Genomic DNA, 25,083 nt, shown 5'->3' on the forward strand with positions numbered 1-25,083 from the left:
CGGCCGGCCGTGTTAGAATTCTCTCATGGAAACCAAGAAAGCTTTCAGCCTAATTTCGTCGTACGGTTTTTTTCTCTTTGGATTTACCTCAATAATACTCGGCAGCGCGCTCCCGGCAATCGAGAGAAGTTTCGGAATAGATCATCAGATGGCAGGCATTTTGCTTTCACTTCCAACACTCGCCTTCATGTCATCGGCCCTCGTTGTCAGTGCCCTTACAAATCGTCTGGGACCTTTTAAACTTCTTGCTATGGGTATCTTTTCTCTTACCGGGGGATTGACCGTTCTCTCGATTGGACGGTCGTTCGGACTTCTACTTATCGGAAGCATGGCCGTGAGCTTCGGAACTGGAGCCATGGAGACTTCAATCGGTATCGGAGTCTCTGGAATGAATTACAGAAAGCCCGGAGGAGCGCTCAACCTTATGCATTCATTATTTGCGGTTGGTTCTATTATCGCGCCCTTTCTCGTCGCTGCCTTTCTTGTGGATTACAACTCATGGTGGAAGCCATTTCTGGTAGGGCTTTTTGGAGCGGTTTTTCTTGTTGCGTTTGTGCCGTTTCTCTTCAGGATTCCCTTTGTTGGAACGAGTGAAAAGGCGACGCACTTCAAGAACGAGGTCTTTTCTCAGAAGATCTTCTGGCTCATCATGGCTGGAGTCCTTCTCTATGTGGGTTATGAGATCGGCTTCACTTCATGGCTCTCAAGCTTCGTTTTTGAGACAAAGGGCATTGATATGAGATATGCGAGTATCTTTCCCGCTCTTCTTTGGGCAGGAATATTCATCGGGCGATTACTTGCCGGATTCTTTGTCGATAAACTGGGATACGAACTTTCACTTCTAATGATGGTCATAATTGCTTTTGTGTCATTTGGAGCGGCTTTGCTTCTTCAATCGGCCATAGCTATCGGAGTGGCAGTAGTCTTTGCGGGGTTTGGTTTTTCAGGAACTTTCCCCACACTTCAGGCCGTTTTGATTTCTTCCATGAAGAATGGAATAGGCTTTGCTATTGGCATGTTTACAGTCGCTGCATCGATTGGCGGCGCAATAGCAAACTTCTTTGTTGGCTTCCTCGGTCATCAGTTTGGTATGATGGCCGGAGTTATCTTCATAATGTTTCTTATCTTCCTTGAGATAGTTGTAGTGCTTTTAATAATGAGGCTTAGGGCGGTGAGAGGAAATGCATAAGAAGGTCATAGTGGTTGGTGCTGGACCTGCCGGTCTGGCGGCTTCAAGAACGCTTCTTAGAGAGGGTATTGAGTTCACCCTTTTAGATTCTCGAAGCTTTCCCAGGGAGAAAGGTTGCGGTGGAGGGCTTACACCTCGAGCTCGAAGAACTATCTCACAGATATTTCCTGAATTAGAAATAGATGGTTTTGAAAGTTTTGAGCTTGCATTAAGCAAGATTTCAGATGGAGCAGTTAAGCATCTGGTGACACTGGTTTCAAAAAAGCCGATATTCACGACCGTAAACAGAAGGGAATTCGATAACACTCTGCTGGAATCAGTCATTGAAAGAGGGGGAGAGTTTGTCAGCTCAAGAGTTAGAGAAGTGAACAGGAGCGGAGATGGTTTCGTGGTTCGAACGGAAGATTTAGAGTACACCGCAGACTATGTGATAATAGCTGCAGGAGTATTCGGAGCGAAACTTTTGGGGCAGGAACCGCCATGTTACACTATTGCATCCCACGGTAACAGCTCTCCCACAGCGAGTGCTTCGGTCATTTTTATTCAGGACGGATACCTTTGGAGTTTTCCGGGAGAATCTTACGATTCAGTCGGGGGTGGAACTTACCCGGACTGCAGACTGCTCCCATCTTTCGACGAGATGAGCACAAGGATAAAGAAGTGCTTTGATGAAGAGCTTATACTTAATGGAACACCTGTTCCACTTTTCAATAGTGATTTAGTCCTCAAACTAAACAATGTTGAGACGGGCCTTCTCTTTACAGGGGACAGCGCAGGTCTTATCGACAACTGGATAGGTGCGGGGATTGACTTTGCACTTGATTCGGGGAGGCAGGCGGCCCTGTCGATTGCTGAAGACGGTTACAAGGGAAAGACCGCAAACGAAAGATACCTGGAAAGGCTCTTCCCTATTGCGAGGCATCTGCAGATCGCAGACGCCTTCAGGAAGAAGTTCAACGCTAATCTTGATGAGAAACTAGATCTTCTTAAAGGAAGAACGGCTGGCAAACTGTTGATCAATTATTTGAGCGGTTATGTGAAAGATCCTTACTGGCTCACCTTGAAGAGTCTCTTCACGAGTGGAGTCAAGAGTCGCTCAACACATAACTGAAGTTGCTCTGGACAGTATCTCCCTTATTCCATCGTTTGCAACTTCTCCCTCGATCAATCTCATCAACCTTTCTCCGTAAGAATTGGCGATTTCCATGTTGTGAGTTATCATGATTATCGTTATGTCATATTCTATGTTGATTCTGGCCGTCAGTTCCATAACTCTTAAGGCGCTGTCCGGATCAAGTGCAGCCGTATGTTCGTCAAGAAGCAGCAGTCTGGGCTTCGACAAAATGGCCATTACCATTGCAAGAGACTGTTTCTGTCCGCCCGAGAGTTCTCCCGCCTTGGTTTTCATTCTGTCTTCCAGTCCAAGGCCGAGATCCTTGAGAAGAGATATCGCCTCCTCTTTGACAGAACTGAACCTGAAGGGTCTGTTGCCTTTCTTCGATGCGATTATCAGGTTCTCGGCTATTGTAAGAGCCGGGAATATTCCCGTATTTGGGTCCTGATAGACTCTTCCAATAAACTCCGCAAGCCTGTGAGGCTTCATACAATTCATGGTCTTGTCGTCGATTATATATAGACCCGAAGTAGGCTGAACCTCGCCAAGAATTACTTTCAGAAGCGTTGACTTCCCTGCCCCATTGGGTCCTACTATTGTCAGAAACTGCCCTTCGGGAATTGTCAGACTTACATTCTTCAGAGCGACTCTTTCATTTTCCATTCCCTGATTGTATACGACCGTCAGATCTTTGAATTCGACCATAACCTCTTCACCTCCTGTTTCACCTTCCGCTTCCCCCCGCTTGAGGAAAGCTGACGTAATCCAATTACCGTGATTATGAAGACTGCTGTGAGTAGTTTCATATCGCTTGCAAGAAAGCCTATTCTGTAACCGTATCTCATTGCCAGAGATAGTAGTGCCTGATAGATAACACCTCCGACTATCGGAGATAGAAGTCCGTAGAACAACTTGACTCTCCCTAGAAGTATCTCGCCCATTATTACCGATGCCAGTCCCGTAACAACCATTCCCTGACCGATTGTGGCATCAGAGAAACCGCTGTAGAGAGCAAAAAGACCTCCGCTCAAACCTATTACACAGTTGGCAATGGTAAGCCCCGCAATGGCAAGAACATTCTGCGAGATTCCAAAGGAAACCACCCCTGAGGGATTGCTGCCAAAAGCTCTCAGTGTCATTCCCGGATCCGACTTTAAAGCAACAGACAGAACTACGATCACAGCAGAAATCACCAGAATTATGAGCATCAAATCCGAGCCATCGAGATCGTTGTTGAAGATATTCTTGGCGACAACGGTAGTTCTTGACTCTCTCTTCTCAGCATCTATGTCGATCTCTCCAAATAAACTCTCCAAACCTGTGCTTCCGCTCATCTCTTCGAAACTCTGGGTTGCTCTCTCTGGAACGACTCTAGGAACAGGGAGATTGGGGCCACCCATTACCCTGAGATTTACTGAGTAAAGCATTGTCATGACTAGTATTCCGGCTAAAAGAACGTTGATCTTGAGTTTTCTGTGGATGGTTCCGGTAATACTCCCCGCAAGCGCCCCGGTCCCTGCCGCTAATGCAATCGCTATCCAGGCAGGTAGACCGGAAACAATTGCTCTTACGGCAACCGCTGCACCCAGTGCAAAGGATCCATCCGTTGTGAGATCTGGAAGATCAACTATTCTGAATGATATGTACACTCCCAGGGCCATGAGGCCAATTATCAATCCCTGTTCCAGAATCGCCATCTTACTACCTTTCGGTCTCTACACCATCAGTTACTATGAGATTGGCTAGATCCAGAACTGATTGTGGAATTTCAACACCGATTTCTTCGGCTATGTCTGTGTTTACGAAAAGAATCAGGGAATCCTGCCCAAGTATCTTTGTCTCAAGTTCCGATGGAAGAGCGCCCTTGAGAATCTCAACGACAAGTTGCCCGGTAGCTCTACCTATCTGATAGTAGTTGAATCCAAAGCCTATCAGGCCGCCGGATCTCGCGATGTCGATATCGGCTGCGACGATTGCGATATTCTCTCTCAAAGCTACTTTAGAAATCGATTCTATGCTTGAGGCCGCAGTGTTGTCAGTACCGATGTAGATTGCATCGACGTCTTTGATCTGCGCATTGAGTGAGGCGACCATTTCAACTGTCGTGGAGCCTGTGATATCAATTAGCTTCAGCCCAAGAGCGTCACAGGCCTCTTTAGCAAATTCCCTTATCGTGACCGAATTTGCCTCTCCCGAGTTATAGATGATCCCGACAGTTTCAACGTCGGGAAGAGTCAGTGTCAAAAGCTGCAGCTGAGTCTTCACAGGTGTCATGTCACTTATTCCAACCACATTTCCAGAATTCTTTCCAAAGGCAGGTACAAGACTTGCACTGACTGGATCCGTAACTGCACTGAAGACTATTGGAATGGTCTTCGAGGCATTTACCAGCGCTTGTGCAGATGGTGTGGCAATACCCACCATTACTGCAGCGTTTGTCGAAACGAACTGTTTGGCAATAGTAACCGCGGTTGAAACCGAACCCTGAGCGTTCTGAAAGTCGATTACAATGTTCTCTCCGTGCTTAAAGCCGTTCTCTTCGAGTACGTCGATTACCCCATCCCTAACCGCATCGAGTGCCGGGTGTTCAACGATTGCCGTAATTCCAACCGTCTGCATAGATAAACCAAGAACTCCAACAAGTAGCACCAAACATACAAGAACCCGCTTCATTCTACATCCCTCCTGATATAAAAAAAGAGAGGACGTTTCTCACGTCCTCTCTCTTTATACTCTCTAGTGTATTTTAACTCAAGCACACACTGGAGGAGTCCGAAGAAAGGACGTTCCTCCTAAACCAATAAGCGTATACGTAGCTTACAAATGCCGCTCGAGTCATCGCATTAACCTCCGAATATCTTGATGAGAAGTTTATACCACAAATGAATGTTACGGATCAAGAATAAAGACGAACGTTTTGTTTCCTTTAGGTTCTCTCTTCTCTTGAATACGGTACTCCCAGTGACGCCGGAGCTCCCACCTTTCTCTTCAGTGTCTCTGTAGAGGTGAAGAATAGAACGACGATCGTGAGAAGATATGGAAGCATCTTCAGAAAGTCGGGCGAAATATGCGCCCCGACTGCCTGCAATCTCAATCCGAGAGCAGTGATTCCTCCGAATAGATAAGCTCCGATCAATGCCTTAGCGGGATCCCATGTGGCGAACAGCACGAGAGCTATGGCAATCCATCCTCTTCCTGCAGTCATGTTCTCGATCCACATGGAGTTGTAAGCTAGCGAAAGATAAGCTCCCCCGATGGCCGTGATGGAACCTCCCAGTATCGTGTAGAAGTATCTCACCGCAAATACGTTTATTCCTTTGGCATCTGCAGCATCTGGAGATTCGCCCACTGCGCGAAGCGTAAGCCCCGGTCGAGTCTTGTATATGAACAACCACATGAGTGGAACCATAATGAAGCTTATATAGACCAGGAGATCATGGTTGAATAGGATCTGACCAATATATGGAACCTCGGAAAGAACGGGGATCTTTATCGGTTCAAAACGCCTGGCGATTACACCGATATAGTCCTTTCCCCAGAGTCCGCTGAGGCCAGTGCCGAGCATCGTTATAGCAAGTCCGCTCACGATCTGATTTACTCTCAGAGTCACTGTGAAAAAGGCGTGGACCAGACCGAGAATAGCCCCTGCAAGCATCGCAACCAGAATTGCCGCTAGTAGACTTGACGTCTGGTAAGAAGCTACAAAGCCTCCAATCGCCCCAATAAGCATAAATCCTTCAAGGCCGAGATTCATGACGCCCGACCTTTCAGTAAATATCGTGCCGAGGACCGCAAAAAGCAGCGGAGTTCCCGCCCTAACGGTAGCGCTGAGTGTCGAGAGAATGAAAGACTCGATATTATTCATTCGTAACTGCCTCCTCTCTCGATACCCTAAATCTGTATTTGGAAATTGCCTCTCCTCCGAGAAGGCTGAAAAGTACCAATCCCTGGAACACAGATATTAGAGCCATCGGCAGCTTATAGAACATCTGAAGCTGATCATTCCCTACGAGCAGCCCGCCGAAGAGAAATGCGACAAGGAGAATTGCAATTGGGTTCAGCTTGGCCAGCCAGGCTACGATGATTGCAGTGTAACCATATCCGGGAGAGAATCCGTGCTGCAATCTGTGCTGAATTCCCATCATCTGTACGGCTCCTCCCAGCCCCGCTATTGCTCCGCTGACAACGAGCGCAATGATCGTGTACTTTATTATGCTGATCCCCGAGTATCTGGCAGCCTGAGCGTTGTCTCCGACGATTTTCGAATTCATCCCCCATCTAGTCCGCTTATAGACGTAGTAAAGGACTATCGCAAGGGCAACCGCAATAAAGAAGCCAACGTGGAACTCGCCTTTGAAAAGAGTCGGTAACCTTGCTTGATCAGGGAAGGGAGCCGTCCCGGGGAAGCCATATCCCTTGGGGTCTTTCCACGGTCCGTAGACAAGATAATCCACCCAGAATATTGCGACATAGTTGAGCATGAGAGTTACCACTATCTCGTCGGTCTTTGCAAAAGCCTTCATCAATGCGGGTATTAAGGCCCAGATTCCGCCCGCTGCCGCTCCGAGGACTGAAATAAGGAGAATCATCAATACCGGTGAAGTGACATCTTTGAACAAATAAAGAGCTCCCCAAGTAGCGGCCAATGCTCCCATATAGAGCTGGCCTTCACCTCCGATGTTCCATATCTTCATTCTATAAGCAAATGACAGACCCAATCCTACAAAAGCGAGTGGGACCATTCTCATTAGCGTGCTGAAGATTCCATACTTGTTGGCAAATGGCCATGTAAGCATTTCTTTGTATGCTTCAAACATTTCGCGGAAAGCAAGCGAGAAATTCCCCAGCCGTCCATAGAAAAACACCAGCAAGATTATACCCATAATAACCAGAGCAATAGCTACCGAAAGGATGGGAACAAGGACCGAGGAGTATTTAGGAACTGTCAGTCTCTTCTCGATTCGTATTTTCACGCTATCTCCCCCTGCTTTGAGCCGGCCATCATGAAACCGATCTCCTCGGTGAATTTCGGATCGGGAGGCGTGTATCCCATTATTTCTCCCTCATAGATTACTGCAACCCTGTCTGAAAGCCTGAAAATCTCGTACAGTTCGCCGGCCAGGAGCAGAATGGCCGCTCCGCGCTCTTTGTGAGCAAGAAGAGTTCTGTAAACAAACTCCATGGCTCCTATGTCAAGGCCTCTTGTGGGGTGCTCCGCAACGATGAGGCAGGGTTTAGTGGACAGTTCCCTTGCAAGGACTAGTTTCTGCAGGTTTCCGCCTGAAAGAAATCTTGAGGGTGTCCTCGTCGAAGGAGTCGATATCGAATAACTGCTGATCAATTCTTCTGTAGCCTTATGCATTGCGCGTATATTGACGTTGAAGGGTGACTGAGGAATGTAGTTGGAGTAAGCGTTCTTCATGAACATATTTTCCGTTATTGACAACGAAGGACAAGTTGCAAGCGCTCTTCTGTCCTGAGGAATAAATGCCACACCTTCTTCAATTCGCTGAGCGATATCGGTAGAATTGAGTTCCTTGTCGTTCAAGAAAACGGTTCCGTGGGTTGGTTTTCTCAGACCGTATATTGCTTCAGCCAGCTCTCTCTGCCCATTTCCGGCAACCCCCGCGATTCCCAGTATTTCGCCCGATCGAATGCTCAAGCTAAGCTCTCTTACAGCTTCCAGATTCTTATCGTTCTTGACCGTCAACTTTTCGACCTCGAGAACTGTCTTCCCGGGTTCGGTCTTAGGCTTGTCGAAATCAAGAAGTACATCTCTGCCTACCATCATTCTTACCAGGGATCTTCTATCAATTGAACTTCTCTCTTCAGTTCCAACAAACCTGCCGCCTCTCAATACCGTCACCCTGTCGCTAATCTGAAGCACCTCGTCCAGTTTGTGACTTATGAAGATGACTGAAGAGCCTTCACTCACAAGCTTTCTTATTGCTTTGAACAAGACTTCTGTCTCTTGAGGAGTAAGTACGGCCGTTGGCTCGTCAAGAATGATGACTTTTGCGCCGGTATAAAGCAGCTTTAGAATCTCGATTCGCTGCTTCTCCCCGACAGAAAGAGTCCAGACTCTAGCCCTGGGGTTCACTGGAAGGTCGTAGCTTTCTCCGAGTTTCTTTATAATTGATTCCACAGTCTTGGTTTTAACGAAGAAACCCATCTCTTTCAGACCGAGCACAACATTTTCAGCCACAGTGAACGAAGGCACGACTGTGAAATGCTGCTGGACCATTCCGATTCCATACTTCAGCGCGTTGTGAGGAGAAGAAATGGAGATTCGCTGACCTTCCATGAGAATCTCTCCCTTGTCCGGTTTATATATGCCGAAGAGAATATTCATGAGAGTCGTCTTACCTGCCCCATTTTCTCCCAGCAGAGCATGGACTTCACCTTTACGAAGATCGAGCGAAATATTATCGTTTGCTAAAATACCAGGAAAGGCCTTTGTGATGTTTCTCATTTCAAGAACTGGAAGCTCAGCCAAGAAAAATCACTCCAAAGAAAGAAATTGAGGGGCCGGGCGGCCCCTCACAATTTTACTGGATCTTTCCCACTACGTTGCTTACAAACCAATCCATGCTGAGAAGCTCTGCATCGGTAGGCTTCTCGCCTTTTCCGTATCTAAGTGCACCCGTCTGGTCGTAAACTGGCCCGTCGAAGGGATGCATAAGCCCCTGGATGATTGCCTCTCTCATCGACATCACAAGCTTTGCGATACCTTCGGGGACGAGGTCACCGATGAAGATGTCTACAACGCCTTCCTTGATGCCTCCCCAGTATTGTTCGTTGGTCCAGGTATCCTCAATCACGTTTCTAACTACGTACTCGTAGAAAGGACCCCAATCCCATACAGGAGCTGCGAGGAATGCGTTTGGAGCGAAGGCACTCATGTCGCTGTTGTATCCTATTGAAAGCGCGCCTCTGTCTTCTGCCGCTTGCTGTGGAGAGGGTGAATCCTGATGCTGTGTGATAACATCTGCGCCCACATCAAGAAGAGATTCTGCGGCTTCCTTTTCTCTCGCAGGATCGAACCAGGTGTTGGACCAAACAACATGAACCTTTGCATCGGGATTGACGTACTGCACACCCATCGCGAATGCGTTGATTCCGCGGATAACCTCGGGTATTGGATATGCGGCAACGTAACCGATAATATTGCTCTCAGTCATCGCTCCGGCGATGAGTCCACTGAGAAATCTTGGCTCGTACATTCTGCCGAAATAAGTCCCCAAATTGTCGGTAGTCATGTAACCGGAACAGTGCATGAAGGTTGAATCCGGGAAAGCCTGCGCAACCTTGACCATGCTGTCCATATAACCGAAGCTTGTTCCGAAGACAAGGTCATAACCTCTCTGAGCGTATCCTCTGAAAACAACTTCCGCTTCTGCCCCTTCAGGAACGCTCTCAATGAAATCAGTTACAACCTGGTCCCCAAAGACTTCCTCGACGTGAAGCCTGCCGGCATTGTGCATGGTGCTCCAGCCACCGTCGCCGACCGGTGCTACGTAGATAAAAGCTACTTTCAGTGGTGCCGCCATCAGCGCCGCTGCAATCAGCAGTACCGAGAAGAACAAGAAAATCTTCCTCACTGTCATTACCCCCTTTGTAGTGAAATTAGGTTATCATGATGTAGAAATTATACCTTTATGAGATTGTCAATCCAAATCGAAAGCCGATGAGTAATCGAGAAAAAGCTTGAGTGTATAAGTCTATTAGAACAGCTTTCCGCGACATTTGGGGTACTTCTCATTAAGATAGTTTGAGACTTCTCTTCGCGGTGGTAAAATATCATGAAGGAAGTGTTGACGTTTATAGAGAATAGAGAAGGAGGCTGACTATGATAACAGCAAGAATGGAAAAGGAAATCAACGCCCAGATAAAGGCTGAGTTTGAATCTGCGTTCATTTACATGGGTATGGCTGCCTGGGCTCACAAGAACGGATACTTTGGAACAGAGAACTTCATGTGGAAACAGGCAAAAGAGGAAGAAGAACACGCAATGAAGTTCATTGATTACCTTAAGGACGTAGATGCAACCGTTGAGATTCCTGGCATTGAGAAACCGACCATTGACTACAAGTCGATTTTGGATGTGTTCGAAAAAGGGCTCGAGCATGAGAAATACATCACTTCAAGGATTAACAATCTCGTCACAATTTCCGATGAAGACGGGGATTACGCAACGAATGACTTTCTTCAGTGGTATGTCACGGAGCAAGTGGAAGAGGAGAAGACGTTCAGGAACATAGTGAAGAGGCTGAAAATGGTAGGCGATCACGTGAATGGAATCTTCATGATTGATTCGAAGCTCGAAGAGAGATAGAACTCTGCGGGATGCTCAGGCATCCCGCTTTCATTTCTCACCGGACGGCACCAGCTCGAGATGAAAGGGGGATGAAAATGCGGAGACTGCTTTCTCTAATCTTCATTTTCTTTTTTTCAACTCTAGTACTTGCTTCTAGTTTTCAACTCACGATTCTCCACACGAGTGACATTCACGGAAATGTCTTCCCAATAGATTATGCGACCGGGGAGCTCGCCGATGTCGGTCTGGCAAGAGTATCGAGTTTCGTCAATCTTGTGAAATCGATGAATTCAAATACCATCGTCATAGATACAGGCGATCTAATTCAGGGAACCCCTTTTTCATACTACTTTGCAAGAATAGATGACTCCACTGCCAATCCGGTAATAAGGGCCATGAACATTATAGGATTTACCGCTTCCACTATAGGGAGTCACGAATTCAGCTACGGGCCAAAGCTTCTGGAGGAGGCTGTCTATTGCGCAGAGTTCCCCTTTCTCTGTGCAAACATAGTCTTTGAAGGCAGTGAAGATCCTGTCTTTCCCCCCTATGAGATACTCACCCTCGAAAGTGACGATGAGAAGTTAAGGATCGCGATTCTCGGTCTTACTTCGACTATCATAAAGAAATGGGGAGATCCCGAACATATAGCGGGCCTTTCCTTTCTCGATCCCGTGTGTGTCGCTGAGAAATATCTTCCTTTGCTGAGAGAAGAGGCAGATGTAATAATACTCGCTTACCACGGAGGCTTTGAAAGAGATCTGTCAACTGGGGAGCCCACTGAAGACTTTTCTGGAGGGAATGTCGGTTACGAGATACTAGAAAGAGTTGATGGAATTGATGTGATGTTAACCGGTCATCAGCACAGGACAATTTCGGAGATAGTAGATGGAGTTGTGGTCTCTCAGCCTTCGAGTCGGGGAAGCTTCGTCGGCAGAGTTGAGCTGGGATTTGAGAAGAGAGACGGTCGCTGGCAGATCGTCGACAAGTCCGTAAATCTCGTGTCGATGGCGGCGTATGATGCTGACAAAGCTTTGCTGGAGATATTAGGTGATTTCGAGAACCGCGTTCAGAGCTGGCTCGATCAGCGTGCCGGTTTCTCCATAGGAGACTTTTATATAGGAAACCACCTTGAAGCTAGATTGAGAGACAATGCTCTTATTGAGTTTATCAACAGGGTGCAGATGGAAGCGACAGGAGTAAGTATTTCATGTGCCTCGATCCTAACGGAGGAAATTACCGGATGGAAGACAGGCCCCATCACCATTCGTGATATTATTTCTGTCTATCCCCATTCAAATACCCTAAAAGTCCTTCAAGTGACCGGCGCAGATATCAAGGCCGCCCTCGAGAAAAGCGCCGAATACTTCACTTGCATTGACAACGAAATCGCTCTCAAGCAGAGTGGGCTGACTCCAAAACCGATCCACTATGAATATGACATGTGGGAGGGAATCGAGTACATCATCGCCGCGGATAGACCTGTCGGAGAAAGAGTTCTCAGCATAAGGCGAAATGGAAAGCCTCTCGAGATGAACGAGACTTATAAGATCGTCTTGAACAGCTATCGAGCAGGGGGCGGAGGCGGATATCCCATGTTTGAAGGCAGGCCCGTTCAAAAGGAGATAATGCTCGACATCTCGGAAATCATGACGGATTACGTGCTGCACAGGTATGTAATTAACGCTACCGTAGACAACAACTGGTCAGTGGGAACGGGATTCATTCATACGATAGGGTGGAACGAGACATTGAGATCTATTGCCGAAATGTATGGAATTAGCACCTCTGAAATTATGGAATACAACCTAGACCTCACAAGAGTTCGAAGTATCCCGACTGGCACAGAGCTGATAATCTACAGACCTGCGATTCCGTGAACTTTTACCTTCTGGCTGCACTGGAAGAATCATAGAAGAGTGGCGACAACTCTTAAGGCGTTTTTTTGTTAAGGTCTCTAGTCAGTGCGGGAGAGAAACTGCCTAACTTCTTCGATATATTCGAACGGCTTTTCGAGATGATGCTCATGTGAAGACTCTTCAAATACCTTCATAATGGCGTTCGGAAACTTCTCTCTGTAGAAGGCAGTTGTCTCTGGCGTTGCCTCGTCGTACTCCCCGCAGGTCAGTAGAACGGGGGAGTTTATTTCGCCGAGATTTGAACTGCAGTCGTAACCCTTCAGGATACCAGTTACCGTGAATTCGCTCGGTCCGTACATGTAGTTGTAGACGTCTTCCCCCATGCCTGCGACGGCCTCATTCATGCACTCTGGCCAGGGTTCCATTCTGCAAACGAACTTGCCGTAGAACTCCGAAACTGCTTCCTGATAATCTATTTGAGTGAAGTCTCCGCTAATTTCTGCTCTACTAATTGCCTCTATCGATCTAACTGAAAGCGTCTTCATTAGCCTTCTGGCATCGCCTTCGAATCTTGAAATACTCATTGCCGGCCCTGAGAGAACCATGCTTTTGAGAGTCTCCGGATACTTCAGAGCGTATTCACAGGCAAGAATTGTCCCCCAGGACTGCCCCAGCAAATGAATTTCCGAGTAGCCCAACTCATTTCTCAAGAGCTCTATCTCCTCGACAAAGCGCTCAATTCTCCACAGAGATTTGTCTGAAGGTCTGTCTGACTTCCCGCAACCTAACTGGTCGTAGAATACCACTGGTCTTTCGTTCTCAAGCATTGCGAGTGTCTCCAAATAGTTGTGAGGAACACCGGGACCGCCATGAATCGTCAGCAGTGGGATACCTTTACTATCTCCACCCTTAACTTCATACCACAGTCTCCCTCCCGGAACCCTGACAAATCCTTCCATCGTTCTTCCCCTTTAAGTGATTGCTTCTGAATTGAACAAGTGTAACAGCCAGCAAACAGCTAGATTCGCAGCTAAAACGGGCAAAGCCACACGCCTAACCAGTGAGAATGCGAAGACCCGAATCTTTGGTTCAACCTGCCTCTCATGCAAAACCCAGGATCAAATCCAGTATATCACTGCAGAATGAGAGTCTGATCCTTCGTAAACCGAGGAGACAATCAAGAATAATTTATTGCTCAAAGCAAAGAATAACTTACAGCGAACTAATAATTTTTCAGATAAGAAGGATATTTGGCTCTATTCGACCAATGAGGTCTGTAATCGTCCTTCGTCGAATTACATGAGACATCAGCGGAATTCTTCAACAACGGCTGTCATTGATATAATTATCGTGGGCATTCCAGAATAGTATTTGTCAATTTATTTCCAAAAGGGAGGTAAAGCTATGAGACATGTCAGGCGTTCGGTAATGCTTCTTCTTCTACTTACAGTAATTCTTGGAGGAGAAGCGCTTCTTGCAGGGCTAACCTATGGTTATGTAACTCCGGGACCCGATACGTGGTACAGAAAGGATGTTGAAGGATTCGAGTATGCGGCAAGTCTCGTTGGCGTGGAAGTTGTCGTACTTAACTCCGACTATGATACAGAGAAAGAGATCACAAATATCAACACTCTGGTAAATATGGGTGTTGACGGAATGTGTGTCTTCTCTTTCAACCCTAATGGTGCTTTCATCGCCGCAAGAGAAGCTGCGAAGGCAGGAATACCTCTAGTGGTTACAGATAACGTTGGTCAGGTCCTCCAGTCAGATGACGATATCGTTGCATGCATCGACTTTGACTGGGAGGGAATGGGAGTAAACATTGCCAACTACATCGCAGATAAGTATCCCGGCGAAAATGTCGCATGCATCATGGGACTTTTCGAACACGTTCCCGTTCAGATGTTCAGAAACACTTTCGAACCGAAGGTTAAAGAACTGGGAAAGAACGAGATCGTTGCTATCAGAGATGGTCAGTACACTCCGACAGTCGCTGTCGATCAGGCTCAGGATTTGATCGAGTCCGGTTACGAATTCTCCAACCTCTTCATCTTCAATGAAGAAATGGCGGCGGCAGTAGTCAGAATGCTTAAGACAAGAGGTCTGTTAAACAACCCGATCAGGGTAATCACGACAAATGGTGCGCCTTACGGAATTGAGCTTATCAAAGAAGGAAGCATCGATTACTCAATCTCGACTTCACCTGGTTGGGAAGGATTCGTATCATTCCTTGCGCTCCATGCTTACACTCAGGAACTAATAACCGATGTGAATCAGCAGATCCTCCTGCCAAACACTCCGATCACTCCCGAAACGATAGACGACAAGACGAAGGTAGTTCCCTGGGATGTCGATCCAGTCTGGATAGATCTGACAAGAGAGTACTTCCCTCAATACAATTCGCTTTACTGACAAAGAAACGAGATTCCAGGGGGGATGAGAGCGGAGCTCTTCATCCCCCCTTTTAGATAATCTTTAGATAAGGGTGAAGATATGCAGAGAAATCCGATAGTCGAAATGGATAAGGCAACAAAGATTTACGGAAATCACAGGGCACTCGATGACGTATCCTTTGAGCTTCTTCCTGGAGAGGTGCATTGCCTGGTTGGAGAGAACGGGGCCGGAAAGTCTACTTTAATCAAAATTCTTTCCGGAGCGATTTCACCCGAGGCCGGACTGATCAAAATCGATGGGAAAGAAATCGAAGGCCTAACTCCCCGTCAGTCGATCGAAATGGGTATCTCCACAATATATCAGGATGCCGAACTGGTAGACTCTCTTACCGTTTCCGATAATGTCTATCTCGGCGATGAGTTAGCGGGGAGACTTCCCTTTGTTGTTGACAGCAAGAGACAGATGGAGAAAGTAAATGAAATTATCGAGACTCTGAAGATGCACCTTCCGACCGGTGTTCTTGTAGAAGAGCTCTCGGCCTCTCAGAAGCAGATGCTTCAAATTGTCAAAGCTCTTTATAGAGACGCGAAGGTTTTAATAATGGATGAACCAACGAGCTCACTGGGAATGGACGAAACGAAGGCTCTCATGGATATCGTGAGAAATTTGCGAAATCGCGGTATCGGCATCGTATATATATCCCATTATCTTGAGGAGATATTCGAAATAGGAGACAGAGTAACGGTTCTTAAGGATGGGAGGAGTATGGGTACTTTCTCGATTGAAAACATAACCGTTGAAGAGATCATCAGGAAAATGGTGGGAAGAGATGCCTCCCTGTTTTACAGGAGAAGGAAAGTTGATATTGGCGATTTTGCTCTTGAAGTGAATAGCATTACCAGCTGGGGAGTAGTCGACAATGTCACTTTTTCAGTAAGGAAGGGAGAGATTTTCGGAATTGGGGGACTGGTCGGATCGGGGAGAAGTGAACTGGTAAATATTCTCTTCGGTGCGGACAGGGCCGATGAAGGAGAGATAGTCCTAAACGGCAAAAAGCTGAAGGTAAAGTCCCCGCAGGATGCTGTTAAGCACGGAATCGCTTTGATTACTGAGGATAGAAAGAAACTGGCTATGCTTGGGGGCAGAGATATCGTTGAAAATACGGCTCTTGTGCACAGCGAGAATTTCAAGGGCTTTCTTCTCGATCGCAAGGAAGAAGATAAACTTACTGATGACATTGTGAACAAGCTCTCTGTAGCAGCACAGGACAAGTCGCAAAAGATCGAGGAGCTTTCCGGAGGAAATCAGCAGAAGGTTATTATAGGTCGTTGGCTGATTGATGACTCGGAAGTCTATATATTCGACGAACCTACAAAAGGCGTAGACATCGGAGCAAGAGAGCAGATCTATGAGTTAATCATTGAGCTCGCCGAACGAGGCAAATGCATAATCATGGTCTCATCCGATATGCCAGAATTGCTTTCGATGAGCGACAGGATTGGGGTCATGAGGAACGGAAGATTGGTCGATATTGTACAAAACAAGGACATAGAAGAAGAAGATATGATAAAACGTTTCATAGGTGTCTAGAGCTCGCGGGAGGGAATACGATAATGAGTAAGGATGACACGATGGTGCAGAAAAGAAGAATTCTTTCGAGAAAGAGAAGCTCGATTCTCAAGAGCCAGTGGTTCTATCTGCTCATTGCAGAAGTGACAATAGCCATAATTACGGGGCTGGTCAACCCAAGATTTTTCACAACAAGCAATGTGATGAACATTCTTGAACAGATAGCCGTTCTCGGTATCGTTTCTTCGGGGATGACTTTGCTGATAATATCCGGCGAGATAGACATCTCAGTCGGAGCGAATATCGGTCTTTCTTCTGTTGTTATGGCAATGATGATAAAAGCGGGGTACGGCTACCTTCTCGCAGTCCTTGTTGGAATAGCTCTAGCCATATTCAACAGCCTATTAGTTGGAATAACTGCGAGAGCATTCAAGGCCCCCTCATTCATTACTTCATTAGCCTTCATCAGTGTCTTTCAAGGAGTTGCTCTTGCAATAACCAAGGGATCTTTTCAAACAATATACGGTCAATTTGAGTTTGTCGGTACTTTCAGACTCTGGCAAATTGTTCCGTTGAGCTTTCTGATTAGTATCGCAGCATACATTGTGATGCACTTCATGCTGTCGTATACGAAGCTTGGAAGACGAACTTATGCAGTCGGAAGCAATCCATCGGCCGCCTTCCTTTCCGGTATTTCCGTCAACAAAGCAAAGCTTACTGCCTTCGCACTTAACGGTTTGTTTATCGGTGTTGCCTCAATGGTATTGCTCTCGAGAATTGGAGCCGCCCAACCTTCAACGGGCAGTGGGACAGAACTAAAGGCGATTGGAGCCGTCGTTATTGGAGGCACTCCACTTGCGGGAGGAAAAGGCCGGATAATCGGGACCTTCTTTGGCGTTCTGCTGATGGGAATAATATCTAATTCACTCAATATGCTCAGGGTGAATCCTTACTTCCAGACGGTGACTTTCGGTGTGCTGATAATAGCTTCCCTTGCAGTGAGTGTTCTGAGTTCCTACAAAAAGAAGGAGAAGATTAAGCCACAATCCGTAAGGGAGGAGAACTCATGAAACCACAGAACTATGTCTTGATCAATCAGGAGATTGAGAAGAAGTTCGTCCAGGAAAAGAAAAGGAGACCCGAGCGATTTGAACGCAGGCTTTCCCTTTCGTGGAGTATCTGGATGTTTGGCACCGAGCCTATCGAAGATTCTCTCGAAAGACTGCAAAGAAACGGCCTTGAGTATGTCGAGATAAAGGGCGACACGTCGATACCGAAGGAAAGGATGAAACGAGCCCTTGAGACCTACGGTATAAGAGTTTCCGGAGCCTGCGGCATGTTTTCGCCTGAAAGGGATCTCTCGAGCACTTCAGTAGACTCGCAAGAGAACGCTATCGATTACGTTCGTCGAGTTTCTCGATACGTGGCCGATCTCGATGGAGTGTACATGATTATCGTTCCTGGGGCGGTGGGAAGGCCCGAAGCAGTTGACAACCTCGAGATCGAAAGAAGTGCCGAAGCTTTGAAGCGATGCGTTTGCTTTTTCGAGAATACTGGAGTTAAGCCTGCAATAGAACCGATAAGGTCGGCCGAAGTAAGTCTGGTCCACACGATCGACGAAGCTCTGAAGTATTTGGAGAAGGTCGATGAACCGTCTATAAACTCTATAAATGGCGACATATACCACATGCTGAACGGAGAAAGAAATGTCGGCGAGGCTATTCTGAAGTGCGGTGAGAGACTTGTGAATCTTCATATTGCCGACAGCAACAGAGATGCGCCCGGAAAAGGCCAGATAGATATTGATACTGCGATTATGGCAGCCTACCTCACCGGTATGAATAAAGAAGGAAGATTCATCACATTTGAACCCCTTGGTCCTTATCCCGACCCATACGTTCTCTCAACGGGTCCGTGTAATGTCGAAGTAATGGATCGGCTGGTCAAAGATTCAGTTGAATACTTCAGAGAGCGTGAAGAAATAGTCCGCTCACTGTAAATTTGGAGGAATTGCCATGAAGATTGGTTTTCACACAGATGCTTTCAATTCGGCGGTGTTTAGTTTCGAAAAGGCGCTAAATTGGGCCAAAGAAAATGATGTGCATTATATCGAACCGGGCATAATCGACGGTGTTTCATGGATTCACGGTCTCGGATACTTTCCCCACATCTCGCTATCCGAGGACCCACTTAGAACGAAGATCAAGATGGAAGAGTACGGAGTCCGTTTTTCTCAGATAGATTCGGCCTATCCCCTCTCCGGCAATGAAGGCTTCTACAACGGCGTTCCCTACGTTCTTAAATCGATCCCGTGGGCGAAACTTGCCGAGTGCCCAAACATCGCAACAACAGACGGTCTTAAAAAGCCTTCTGGATTCGGTGAGGACGAGGCACTTGAATTGATGAAGAGAGCCTACAGCATAATTGTAGAAACGGCGGAACTATATGAGATAAACATAAACATCGAAGTCCATGGCTATTTCACCACTAATCCCGATCTTCTGGAAAAGATGCTCGACTTCGTTCAGAGTGACAGACTCGGCCTCAATCTCGATACTGGAAACAGCTTCATAGCTGGCCAGGATCCAGTGGCCTTCTGCAGGCGCTTCATCGACAAAATAAAGCACGTTCATATCAAAGATGTCTCTGAAGATCTGGCAGCCGCCATGAGGGGAAAGGACACCGGAATCGGTATTAGTCATTCTGCAATTGGAGATGGTGTCAATTCAGACAATATAAAGACAATCATCGCTATGCTAAGGGACCACGGTTACACCGGAACTCTCAGCATGGAGTGCGAAGGTATGGGCGGACCACTAATCGAAAGATCGCTCAAATGGTTGAGAACGACCCTTGAAGAGCTTGGAATAGAAGAAGAGAAGTGAAACAGATTTCGGCAACGATTTGGAGGAGGATCTAGCCCGCTTTCAGCTTCTTTGTCCGAAGCTGGGAAAGGCCGTTCAAATAGTAGTCTCTATATGGACAGATAGTTTAAAACTGAGTTGATCCTGATGGAGTAATCTGAATGTCGATGATCCGAAAGAAACGTATCTTCGTAACCTCACTTTTGCTTGGGCTTCGTGTTCAATACGAGGCCCCCTCCTTCTTTCAAATCGAGAAAAGGCTACCGAACCTGAGTTACTAAAGATAGAGTAACTCCCTATCAATTTCCAAGAAATCGTCACTCCCCGTCATTAACCTGATTCAGCATCTCGCTCCTAAGAAGCGGTGTACGCTCTGAAGACAACGTTGTCCGTCAACGGTCCACCGTTCACCGAATTAGCTCACAAATTCTTGTGAACTCCATTCAGCATCTTGTTCTTCCTGACCCGATTCTCATAACCCGCTCACAAAGCTCCGCTTTACGCTTAAAGTCAAGGACCCGTTGATCGCTGGGAAGAACCGAGAAAAATCATTTACGAGAGTTCGCTTCGCTCACGAGAAAAAGAGAGCGACCGTCTCGCTTTCTCTTCTTATCTTGTGGGACTTCTCTCTTTTCTTTTGGCCTCCTGGCGCGTAAGCGCCAGCATCACTTCCCCGGGTGTTTCTCCGGGCATCACTTCCTGGGATGCTCTTCCCAGCATCACTTCTTGAATGTTCTTCTCCAGCCTCACTTCCCGACGAAGTCGCATTGCTCCACGGTACTTGTGTATGCTAACAGAATGTAAATAATGGAGTCTGTCCCCGAAGGGAGGGTTCACTTCCCGACGAAGTCGCATTGCTCCACGGTACTTGTGTATGCTAACAGAATGTAAATAATGGAGTCCCCGAAGGGAGGGTTTGAAGATCTTTCCCCGCGAAGCGGGCCTTGCGACCTGGCGTGATCTTCGGCAGCCTTGCGTCCCGGCACGATCTTTGCCGGCATTGCGTCTAATATCTTTTATGGGCATGCGTCTAATGTTTTATAGCAGCCTCACTTCCGCTTCGGATCTTTCGAAGGACGGGTCCATGGTCTTGGACGAAGGACCAAGGACGTTTCTTTACGGCGACCAACGTTTCTTATCCAAGCGGCTCTTTTTGCTCGACGCAGTCGGAACTGGCCAGCGTCAGCAAACTGACTCCCCTCTCTCAATTCTCTCGTGAGCGCAGCGAACGTCTCTATACTCTCTTTCTCGATTGTCTTTGCTTGCCCGACGCAGTCGGAACTGGCCTCGCCGAAGGCGAGAATGGCCACCGAAGGTTAATGGCCTGCTCCAGCAAATAAGTTTATCCGTTCTATTTCCTTCTACCCGGTTTCATTGACCCGCACTTTTCACCCGATCCTTTGTTTCCCCGCGAAGCGGGCATTTCGTCCCGGCATGTTCTTTGCCGGCGTTGCGTCTGATGTTTTATAAGGGAATCACTTCCTCGCGCCAGCGAGGCTCACTTCTACAAAGGTTGACTGGTCTGAGAACTTCACAAAGATTTCATTTGCACGGAAAACCGAAATAGTTTATACTATACCGGGGAGGGGTAATATGAATGAATTGACTTCTGTGGCAACGGGAACTCTAGGTTTATCACCAATGATCAGTCCAATCGTAACGACCAGCGTCACTTATGGCAGCGCGTTTCTAGGGGGACTGCTTTCCTTCTTTTCTCCTTGTATACTTCCATTGATTCCGGTCTTCTTCGGAGTTCTGATGGGTGGCGCGAGCGATTCGAAGGCTCGTTTTATAAGGGGAGCGTTTTTCACACTGGGAATGTCGATTTTTTTCTTCATACTTGGAATAGGAGCAACGGGGCTTGGGACGTTCATCAGACAGAACGTAGTCCTGATGAACATCATCTCTGGAAGTCTCTTCATTCTCTTCGCATTCCTCTATCTCTTTGAAATTGGAATCAAGGGAGTAAATCTGAACGTCTGGAAGTTAGGTGGTTCGGCGGTGAGCGGCTTTGTACTCGGGGCAGTACTCGGGCTCGTGTGGGTACCCTGTGCCGGTCCTATACTCGGATCGATTCTCGTTCTGGCAGCCAATCAATCTGCAATTGCCGAGGGTGGTCTTATGTTGTTGGTGTATTCACTCGGCCTGAGCATACCTTTCCTAACGCTCAGTGGTCTTGTGGCAAAACTTACTTCGAAGATCTCGTTTGGCGGAGAAAGCAAATGGAGGAAAGTTGTAAAGGTGGCGGTCTTCGTTGTTCTACTTGCTGCGGGACTTCTAACTATGACAGGAAATCTAAACTTACTACAGTTCGCAACGGGAGGTTGATTCAATGAAAAAGATAATCTTTGTGCTAATGCTAGTGTTGCCCGCTATGGTTTTCTCTTATGCCGGAATGCTGGACGATTTCGATACCGCTATAAGACTCTCTCAGATCGAAGACAAAGAGGCCATAGTCATGTTCTCTGACACGAGCTGTGTCTACTGCGTCAAGTTCGTGAAGGAGACGCTTTCAGACGAAACTGTTCAAGATTTGCTGAGAGCGGGCTTTGTTTTTTCTCAAATTTACAAAAGCAATCCCGGAACGGCTTCTTACATGGTTGGAGAGGAATTGAAGGAAATGACATATAATGACCTTTACGCCTACTTCCAGATTCGGGGAACGCCGACATTATGGTTCTTCACTACCGAAGGCGCTCTCCTGACCAATTTGCCGGGCTTTGTTCCCGCAAATGATTTCGTTCCAATACTCCGCTTCATCGGAGAGAAGGCCTACGAGTCGACAACTTTCGACGTTTTCCGCGGCAAGACTTCAGATTACATGGGTAAGGCAAAGATAGTGCGGGTTAATGAAGAAGAGTATAACTACGTCCTTGAGAACGATCCCATCGCCCTCGAATATGAAGGTCAGGAAGTTGACATATATACTGTTTGGTTGACAAGAGACGAGTCAACGGCCGAGGAACTTCTGGAAAAGGGAGTTTTCAGAGTTATTCTACTGAACTGAAATAATCGAGCGCGATCGAAAGAAAATCATCGTAAGTCTTCTTGTCGAGCAGGCACATTTTGATTAGTTTCAGAGAAGTGGATGCATTTTCGGATAGATGATCGCGAACGGCTCTTAGAAATTGATTTGCGCAAATAGATACCGGAACCCCGAAAATCCCTGTAGAAATTGCCGGAGTGGCAAGCGTAACGGCTTCCATTTCGGCAGCTTTTTTTAGTACGTGCCCAAACGAGGAGTAGAGCTTCTCTTCGAGATTGAGTTCACCATATTGTGGGCCGAATACGTGGATTATCTTCTTTGCATGAAGAGAGCCGGCACCAGTAACGGCCACCTCACCAATTTCAAGAGGACCGTTTTCGCGAACATAGGCGTCGCTCTCAAGCTGTATCTCTTTTCCACCAGCTCTTACAAGCGCTCCGGCTACGCCTCCCCCATGCCTCAAATAACCGTTCGCAGCATTGACAATGACGTCAACTTCCTGTTCAGTAATATCCGAAATCTCAAGCTGAACGACTCTTCCTTCTTCGAGAATGAAACTCTTCATTTTTCCTCCGGGTAATTCTTCATGCCCTTCCATAACGATCTGAGTCTTTGGAGAACGAGTTTCTCTTTGCCGTTTTCTCCTGGAACATAGAAGACTTCCTCCTCTATTGATTCGGGCAGGTAGAACTCCCTCGAAAAGCCTCCAGAGCTGTGAGGATAGTTGTAGCCTTTGCTGTATCCCATCTCCTTCATCACTTTCGTTACGGCATTGCGCAATTTCAGCGGAACCTCCAGGTTGGGGGTCTTCTTCACGCTTTCCTGGGCCTTCGACATTGCGCTGTAAGTTCTGTTGCTCTTTGTAGCCACCGAGAGATATATGGCTGCCTCAGAAAGATTGAGCTTACACTCCGGCAAACCAACATTGTTCACTGCTTCAAAGGCAGCATTGGCAACGACCAGCGCCATCGGATCTGAGAGACCTATATCCTCAGAAGAAAAGATGACCATCCTCCTTGCTATGAATTTTGGGTCTTCTCCTCCCTCAAGCATTCTCAACATGTAATAAAGTGCCGCGTCGGGATCACTACCTCTCATGCTCTTTATGAACGCAGAGATCAAGTCATAATGTTCCTCTCCCTTCTTCGTGTACCTTCCCGAAGGGAGTACAGAGAGTTCATTCATGACTTCCAAATCAAGCACAGAACTGTCTAGTGCCGCAGCGCTCTCTACGAGAGTATCTAGGAGGTTCAGTGCTATTCTGGCATCGCCTCCGCTACTCTGGGAAATCACTTCGATCACGTCTTCGTCGACCTTCACATTTGACTCTCTCAGTAGACTGTCCTTCTCCATTGCCTTTCTGAGAAGATTGGCAATATCCTCTCTCTTGAGATTCTTCAAAATTACAAGCCTGCAGCGCGAGAGAAGAGCGGGATTGACCTCGAAGCTGGGATTCTCCGTTGTAGCACCGATAAGTATTATTAGACCTTTCTCGGTCACCGGAAGGAATACATCCTGTTGACTTTTGTTCAGCCGATGAATTTCATCGACGAAAAGCACGAGTTGTTGGCCGACCCTCTTCAGTCTCTCTCCATGTTCAAAATGCTTCTTCAGATCGCCAGTTCCTTGAAGACTGGCACTGAAGAATTCAAAATGGTATCGGTTTCCAAGCTTCGATTTGATGATTTCGCCGATCGTCGTCTTTCCCGTTCCGGGAGGACCGTAGAGAATCATAGAAAACAGCTTGCCACTCTCAACTGCTCCGCGAATAATGCCCTTGTTTCCAGTTAAGTGCTCCTGGCCTACAACGTCATCGAACTCTCTCGGCCTAAGCCTCTCACTGAGAGGATACCAGTTCATTTCTGAAATACTCAATTGTATCTTCAAGCCCCTTTTCCAGCTTCACAGAAGCCTCCCAGTTCAACAAGGATCTTGCTTTTTCTGCATTTAGGATCGATTTCTTCAGATCACCTGGCCGGGATTCTTTGTGAACCGCTTCTTTAGAATAACCTGTTAGATCCTTCATTTTCGCGAACAAATCATTTACCGACGTTCCTGTTCCAGTTCCAACATTCACGATTTCATTTTCGCATTTATCGAGCGCCAGAAGATTCGCCTTCGCAACGTCACTTACGAAGACGTAGTCTCTTACGCATTCACCGTCACCGAAGATAACAACCTCCTGACCGCGAAGCATTCTCTCCGAGAAGATTGCGACAACGCCTGCCTCTCCGTAAGGGTCCTGTCGAGGGCCGTAGACATTGGCGTATCTCAGCACAGTATATTTCATCCCGATTTCGTTGGAGAAGAATCTAAGGTAGTTTTCAACTGAGAATTTTGCGATACCGTACGGAGAAAGTGGCTTGGGAAGCTCTTGCTCGTCCGTTGGAATCTTTTTGACGTCGTCGCCGTAGATCGCGCCACCCGTAGATGAAAAGATCACCTTCTTGATTCCGTATTTCGCCGCAATCTTTAGAAGCCTCAGCGTACCAATAATATTTATCATCGCATCTTCTTCGGGTTCTCTCACCGATTTGGAGACGCTTATCTGAGCTGCGAGATGGAAGAGAGCTGTCGGCTTATGCAGCATGAAGACCCTTTCCATCATTTCGACATCAGTTACGTCCTGTTCATAGAAGAGCGCTCTGGGATCTAGATTTTCAATCTTCCCACTCGATAGATTGTCCACAACGATTGGTATCTTTCCAGCTGTAATCAAGTGGTCTACAACGTGTGATCCGATAAATCCTGCTCCTCCGGTAACCAGATAGTTTTCGGCCATGCTTTCCTC

General features: G+C 47.0%; 23 protein-coding genes. 11 read left to right on the plus strand and 12 right to left on the minus strand.

Annotated features, from left to right (window positions below):
* Positions 1–25: 25 nt before the first annotated feature.
* The gene (locus Y697_RS04705) at positions 26–1,189 is read left to right on the plus strand and encodes a sugar MFS transporter (protein ID WP_121550522.1); all 1,164 of its coding nucleotides are present in this window, start codon (positions 26–28) and stop codon (positions 1,187–1,189) included.
* Positions 1,182–2,300, plus strand: coding sequence for an NAD(P)/FAD-dependent oxidoreductase (locus tag Y697_RS04710; RefSeq protein WP_121550523.1), 1,119 nt, complete (start codon positions 1,182–1,184; stop codon positions 2,298–2,300). The genes Y697_RS04705 and Y697_RS04710 overlap by 8 nt, the downstream gene beginning before the upstream one ends.
* Here Y697_RS04710 and Y697_RS04715 read toward each other — a convergent pair.
* The 7 genes from Y697_RS04715 to Y697_RS04745 all read right to left on the minus strand — a co-directional run bounded on the left by Y697_RS04715 (position 2,286) and on the right by Y697_RS04745 (position 9,904).
* Positions 2,286–3,008 (minus strand): ABC transporter ATP-binding protein, encoded by a 723-nt coding sequence (locus tag Y697_RS04715; protein ID WP_121550524.1) that lies wholly within the window; start codon positions 3,006–3,008, stop codon positions 2,286–2,288. The genes Y697_RS04710 and Y697_RS04715 overlap by 15 nt on opposite strands.
* Positions 2,987–4,000, minus strand: a complete 1,014-nt coding sequence (locus Y697_RS04720; RefSeq protein ID WP_121550525.1) for an ABC transporter permease — start codon at positions 3,998–4,000, stop codon at positions 2,987–2,989. The genes Y697_RS04715 and Y697_RS04720 overlap by 22 nt, the downstream gene beginning before the upstream one ends.
* A 4-nt stretch (positions 4,001–4,004) precedes the next feature.
* A complete protein-coding gene (locus Y697_RS04725; RefSeq protein ID WP_121550526.1) occupies positions 4,005–4,976 on the minus strand; it encodes an ABC transporter substrate-binding protein in 972 nt (323 codons plus the stop codon).
* 253 nt (positions 4,977–5,229) lie between these two features.
* Entirely contained in the window at positions 5,230–6,168 is a 939-nt protein-coding gene (locus Y697_RS04730; RefSeq protein ID WP_121550527.1) for an ABC transporter permease, read from the minus strand.
* Positions 6,161–7,276: an ABC transporter permease gene (locus Y697_RS04735; protein WP_121550528.1), complete on the minus strand. Its 1,116-nt coding sequence runs from the start codon at positions 7,274–7,276 to the stop codon at positions 6,161–6,163. Before Y697_RS04735 ends, Y697_RS04730 begins: the two co-directional genes overlap by 8 nt.
* Positions 7,273–8,799 carry an ABC transporter ATP-binding protein gene (locus Y697_RS04740; protein ID WP_121550529.1) on the minus strand — a complete coding sequence of 509 codons (1,527 nt, stop codon included), beginning with the start codon at positions 8,797–8,799 and terminating at the stop codon, positions 7,273–7,275. The genes Y697_RS04735 and Y697_RS04740 overlap by 4 nt, the downstream gene beginning before the upstream one ends.
* A gap of 52 nt (positions 8,800–8,851) precedes the next feature.
* Positions 8,852–9,904 carry a BMP family ABC transporter substrate-binding protein gene (locus Y697_RS04745; RefSeq protein WP_121550530.1) on the minus strand — a complete coding sequence of 351 codons (1,053 nt, stop codon included), beginning with the start codon at positions 9,902–9,904 and terminating at the stop codon, positions 8,852–8,854.
* A gap of 248 nt (positions 9,905–10,152) precedes the next feature.
* On the opposite strand from Y697_RS04745, the gene Y697_RS04750 reads away from it, so the two are divergent.
* Together Y697_RS04750 and Y697_RS04755 are read left to right on the plus strand one after the other, a co-directional pair.
* Positions 10,153–10,638 (plus strand): ferritin, encoded by a 486-nt coding sequence (locus Y697_RS04750; protein ID WP_121550531.1) that lies wholly within the window; start codon positions 10,153–10,155, stop codon positions 10,636–10,638.
* Positions 10,639–10,715: 77 nt separating this feature from the next.
* On the plus strand, positions 10,716–12,500 hold the full coding sequence (locus tag Y697_RS04755) for a 5'-nucleotidase C-terminal domain-containing protein (RefSeq protein WP_121550532.1): 1,785 nt from the start codon (positions 10,716–10,718) through the stop codon (positions 12,498–12,500).
* Positions 12,501–12,577: 77 nt separating this feature from the next.
* On the opposite strand, the gene Y697_RS04760 is transcribed toward Y697_RS04755, so the two are convergent.
* Positions 12,578–13,438 carry a proline iminopeptidase-family hydrolase gene (locus Y697_RS04760; RefSeq protein ID WP_121550533.1) on the minus strand — a complete coding sequence of 287 codons (861 nt, stop codon included), beginning with the start codon at positions 13,436–13,438 and terminating at the stop codon, positions 12,578–12,580.
* Between the two features lie 445 nt (positions 13,439–13,883).
* On the opposite strand from Y697_RS04760, the gene Y697_RS04765 reads away from it, so the two are divergent.
* The 5 genes from Y697_RS04765 to Y697_RS04785 all read left to right on the plus strand — a co-directional run bounded on the left by Y697_RS04765 (position 13,884) and on the right by Y697_RS04785 (position 19,327).
* Complete coding sequence (locus Y697_RS04765; protein ID WP_121550534.1) at positions 13,884–14,891, plus strand: sugar ABC transporter substrate-binding protein; 1,008 nt, start codon at positions 13,884–13,886, stop codon at positions 14,889–14,891.
* Positions 14,892–14,972: 81 nt separating this feature from the next.
* Positions 14,973–16,463, plus strand: a complete 1,491-nt coding sequence (locus Y697_RS04770; protein ID WP_121550535.1) for a sugar ABC transporter ATP-binding protein — start codon at positions 14,973–14,975, stop codon at positions 16,461–16,463.
* A gap of 23 nt (positions 16,464–16,486) precedes the next feature.
* Positions 16,487–17,512 (plus strand): ABC transporter permease, encoded by a 1,026-nt coding sequence (locus tag Y697_RS04775; RefSeq protein WP_220665724.1) that lies wholly within the window; start codon positions 16,487–16,489, stop codon positions 17,510–17,512.
* Positions 17,509–18,441: a sugar phosphate isomerase/epimerase gene (locus Y697_RS04780; protein ID WP_121550536.1), complete on the plus strand. Its 933-nt coding sequence runs from the start codon at positions 17,509–17,511 to the stop codon at positions 18,439–18,441. The genes Y697_RS04775 and Y697_RS04780 overlap by 4 nt, the downstream gene beginning before the upstream one ends.
* A 16-nt stretch (positions 18,442–18,457) precedes the next feature.
* Positions 18,458–19,327 carry a sugar phosphate isomerase/epimerase gene (locus Y697_RS04785; RefSeq protein WP_121550537.1) on the plus strand — a complete coding sequence of 290 codons (870 nt, stop codon included), beginning with the start codon at positions 18,458–18,460 and terminating at the stop codon, positions 19,325–19,327.
* A 588-nt stretch (positions 19,328–19,915) separates the two neighbouring features.
* Here the strand turns inward: Y697_RS04785 and Y697_RS14585 are convergent.
* Entirely contained in the window at positions 19,916–20,074 is a 159-nt protein-coding gene (locus Y697_RS14585) for a hypothetical protein (RefSeq protein WP_183083715.1), read from the minus strand.
* Between the two features lie 825 nt (positions 20,075–20,899).
* On the opposite strand from Y697_RS14585, the gene Y697_RS04795 reads away from it, so the two are divergent.
* Together Y697_RS04795 and Y697_RS04800 are read left to right on the plus strand one after the other, a co-directional pair.
* A complete protein-coding gene (locus tag Y697_RS04795; protein ID WP_121550539.1) occupies positions 20,900–21,634 on the plus strand; it encodes a cytochrome c biogenesis CcdA family protein in 735 nt (244 codons plus the stop codon).
* A 4-nt stretch (positions 21,635–21,638) separates the two neighbouring features.
* Positions 21,639–22,313: a thioredoxin fold domain-containing protein gene (locus Y697_RS04800; RefSeq protein ID WP_121550540.1), complete on the plus strand. Its 675-nt coding sequence runs from the start codon at positions 21,639–21,641 to the stop codon at positions 22,311–22,313.
* Here Y697_RS04800 and Y697_RS04805 read toward each other — a convergent pair.
* From Y697_RS04805 to Y697_RS04815, 3 genes are read right to left on the minus strand one after another with little or no spacing between them, the layout of a single operon-like run.
* A complete protein-coding gene (locus Y697_RS04805) occupies positions 22,297–22,857 on the minus strand; it encodes a macro domain-containing protein (RefSeq protein ID WP_121550541.1) in 561 nt (186 codons plus the stop codon). The genes Y697_RS04800 and Y697_RS04805 overlap by 17 nt on opposite strands.
* On the minus strand, positions 22,854–24,167 hold the full coding sequence (locus Y697_RS04810; RefSeq protein ID WP_121550542.1) for a replication-associated recombination protein A: 1,314 nt from the start codon (positions 24,165–24,167) through the stop codon (positions 22,854–22,856). Before Y697_RS04810 ends, Y697_RS04805 begins: the two co-directional genes overlap by 4 nt.
* Positions 24,130–25,074 (minus strand): NAD-dependent epimerase/dehydratase family protein, encoded by a 945-nt coding sequence (locus Y697_RS04815; protein ID WP_121550543.1) that lies wholly within the window; start codon positions 25,072–25,074, stop codon positions 24,130–24,132. Before Y697_RS04815 ends, Y697_RS04810 begins: the two co-directional genes overlap by 38 nt.
* Positions 25,075–25,083 lie beyond the last annotated feature (9 nt).

The sequence above is a fragment of the Mesotoga sp. BH458_6_3_2_1 genome, from assembly GCF_003664995.1.
Lineage (GTDB): Bacteria > Thermotogota > Thermotogae > Petrotogales > Kosmotogaceae > Mesotoga.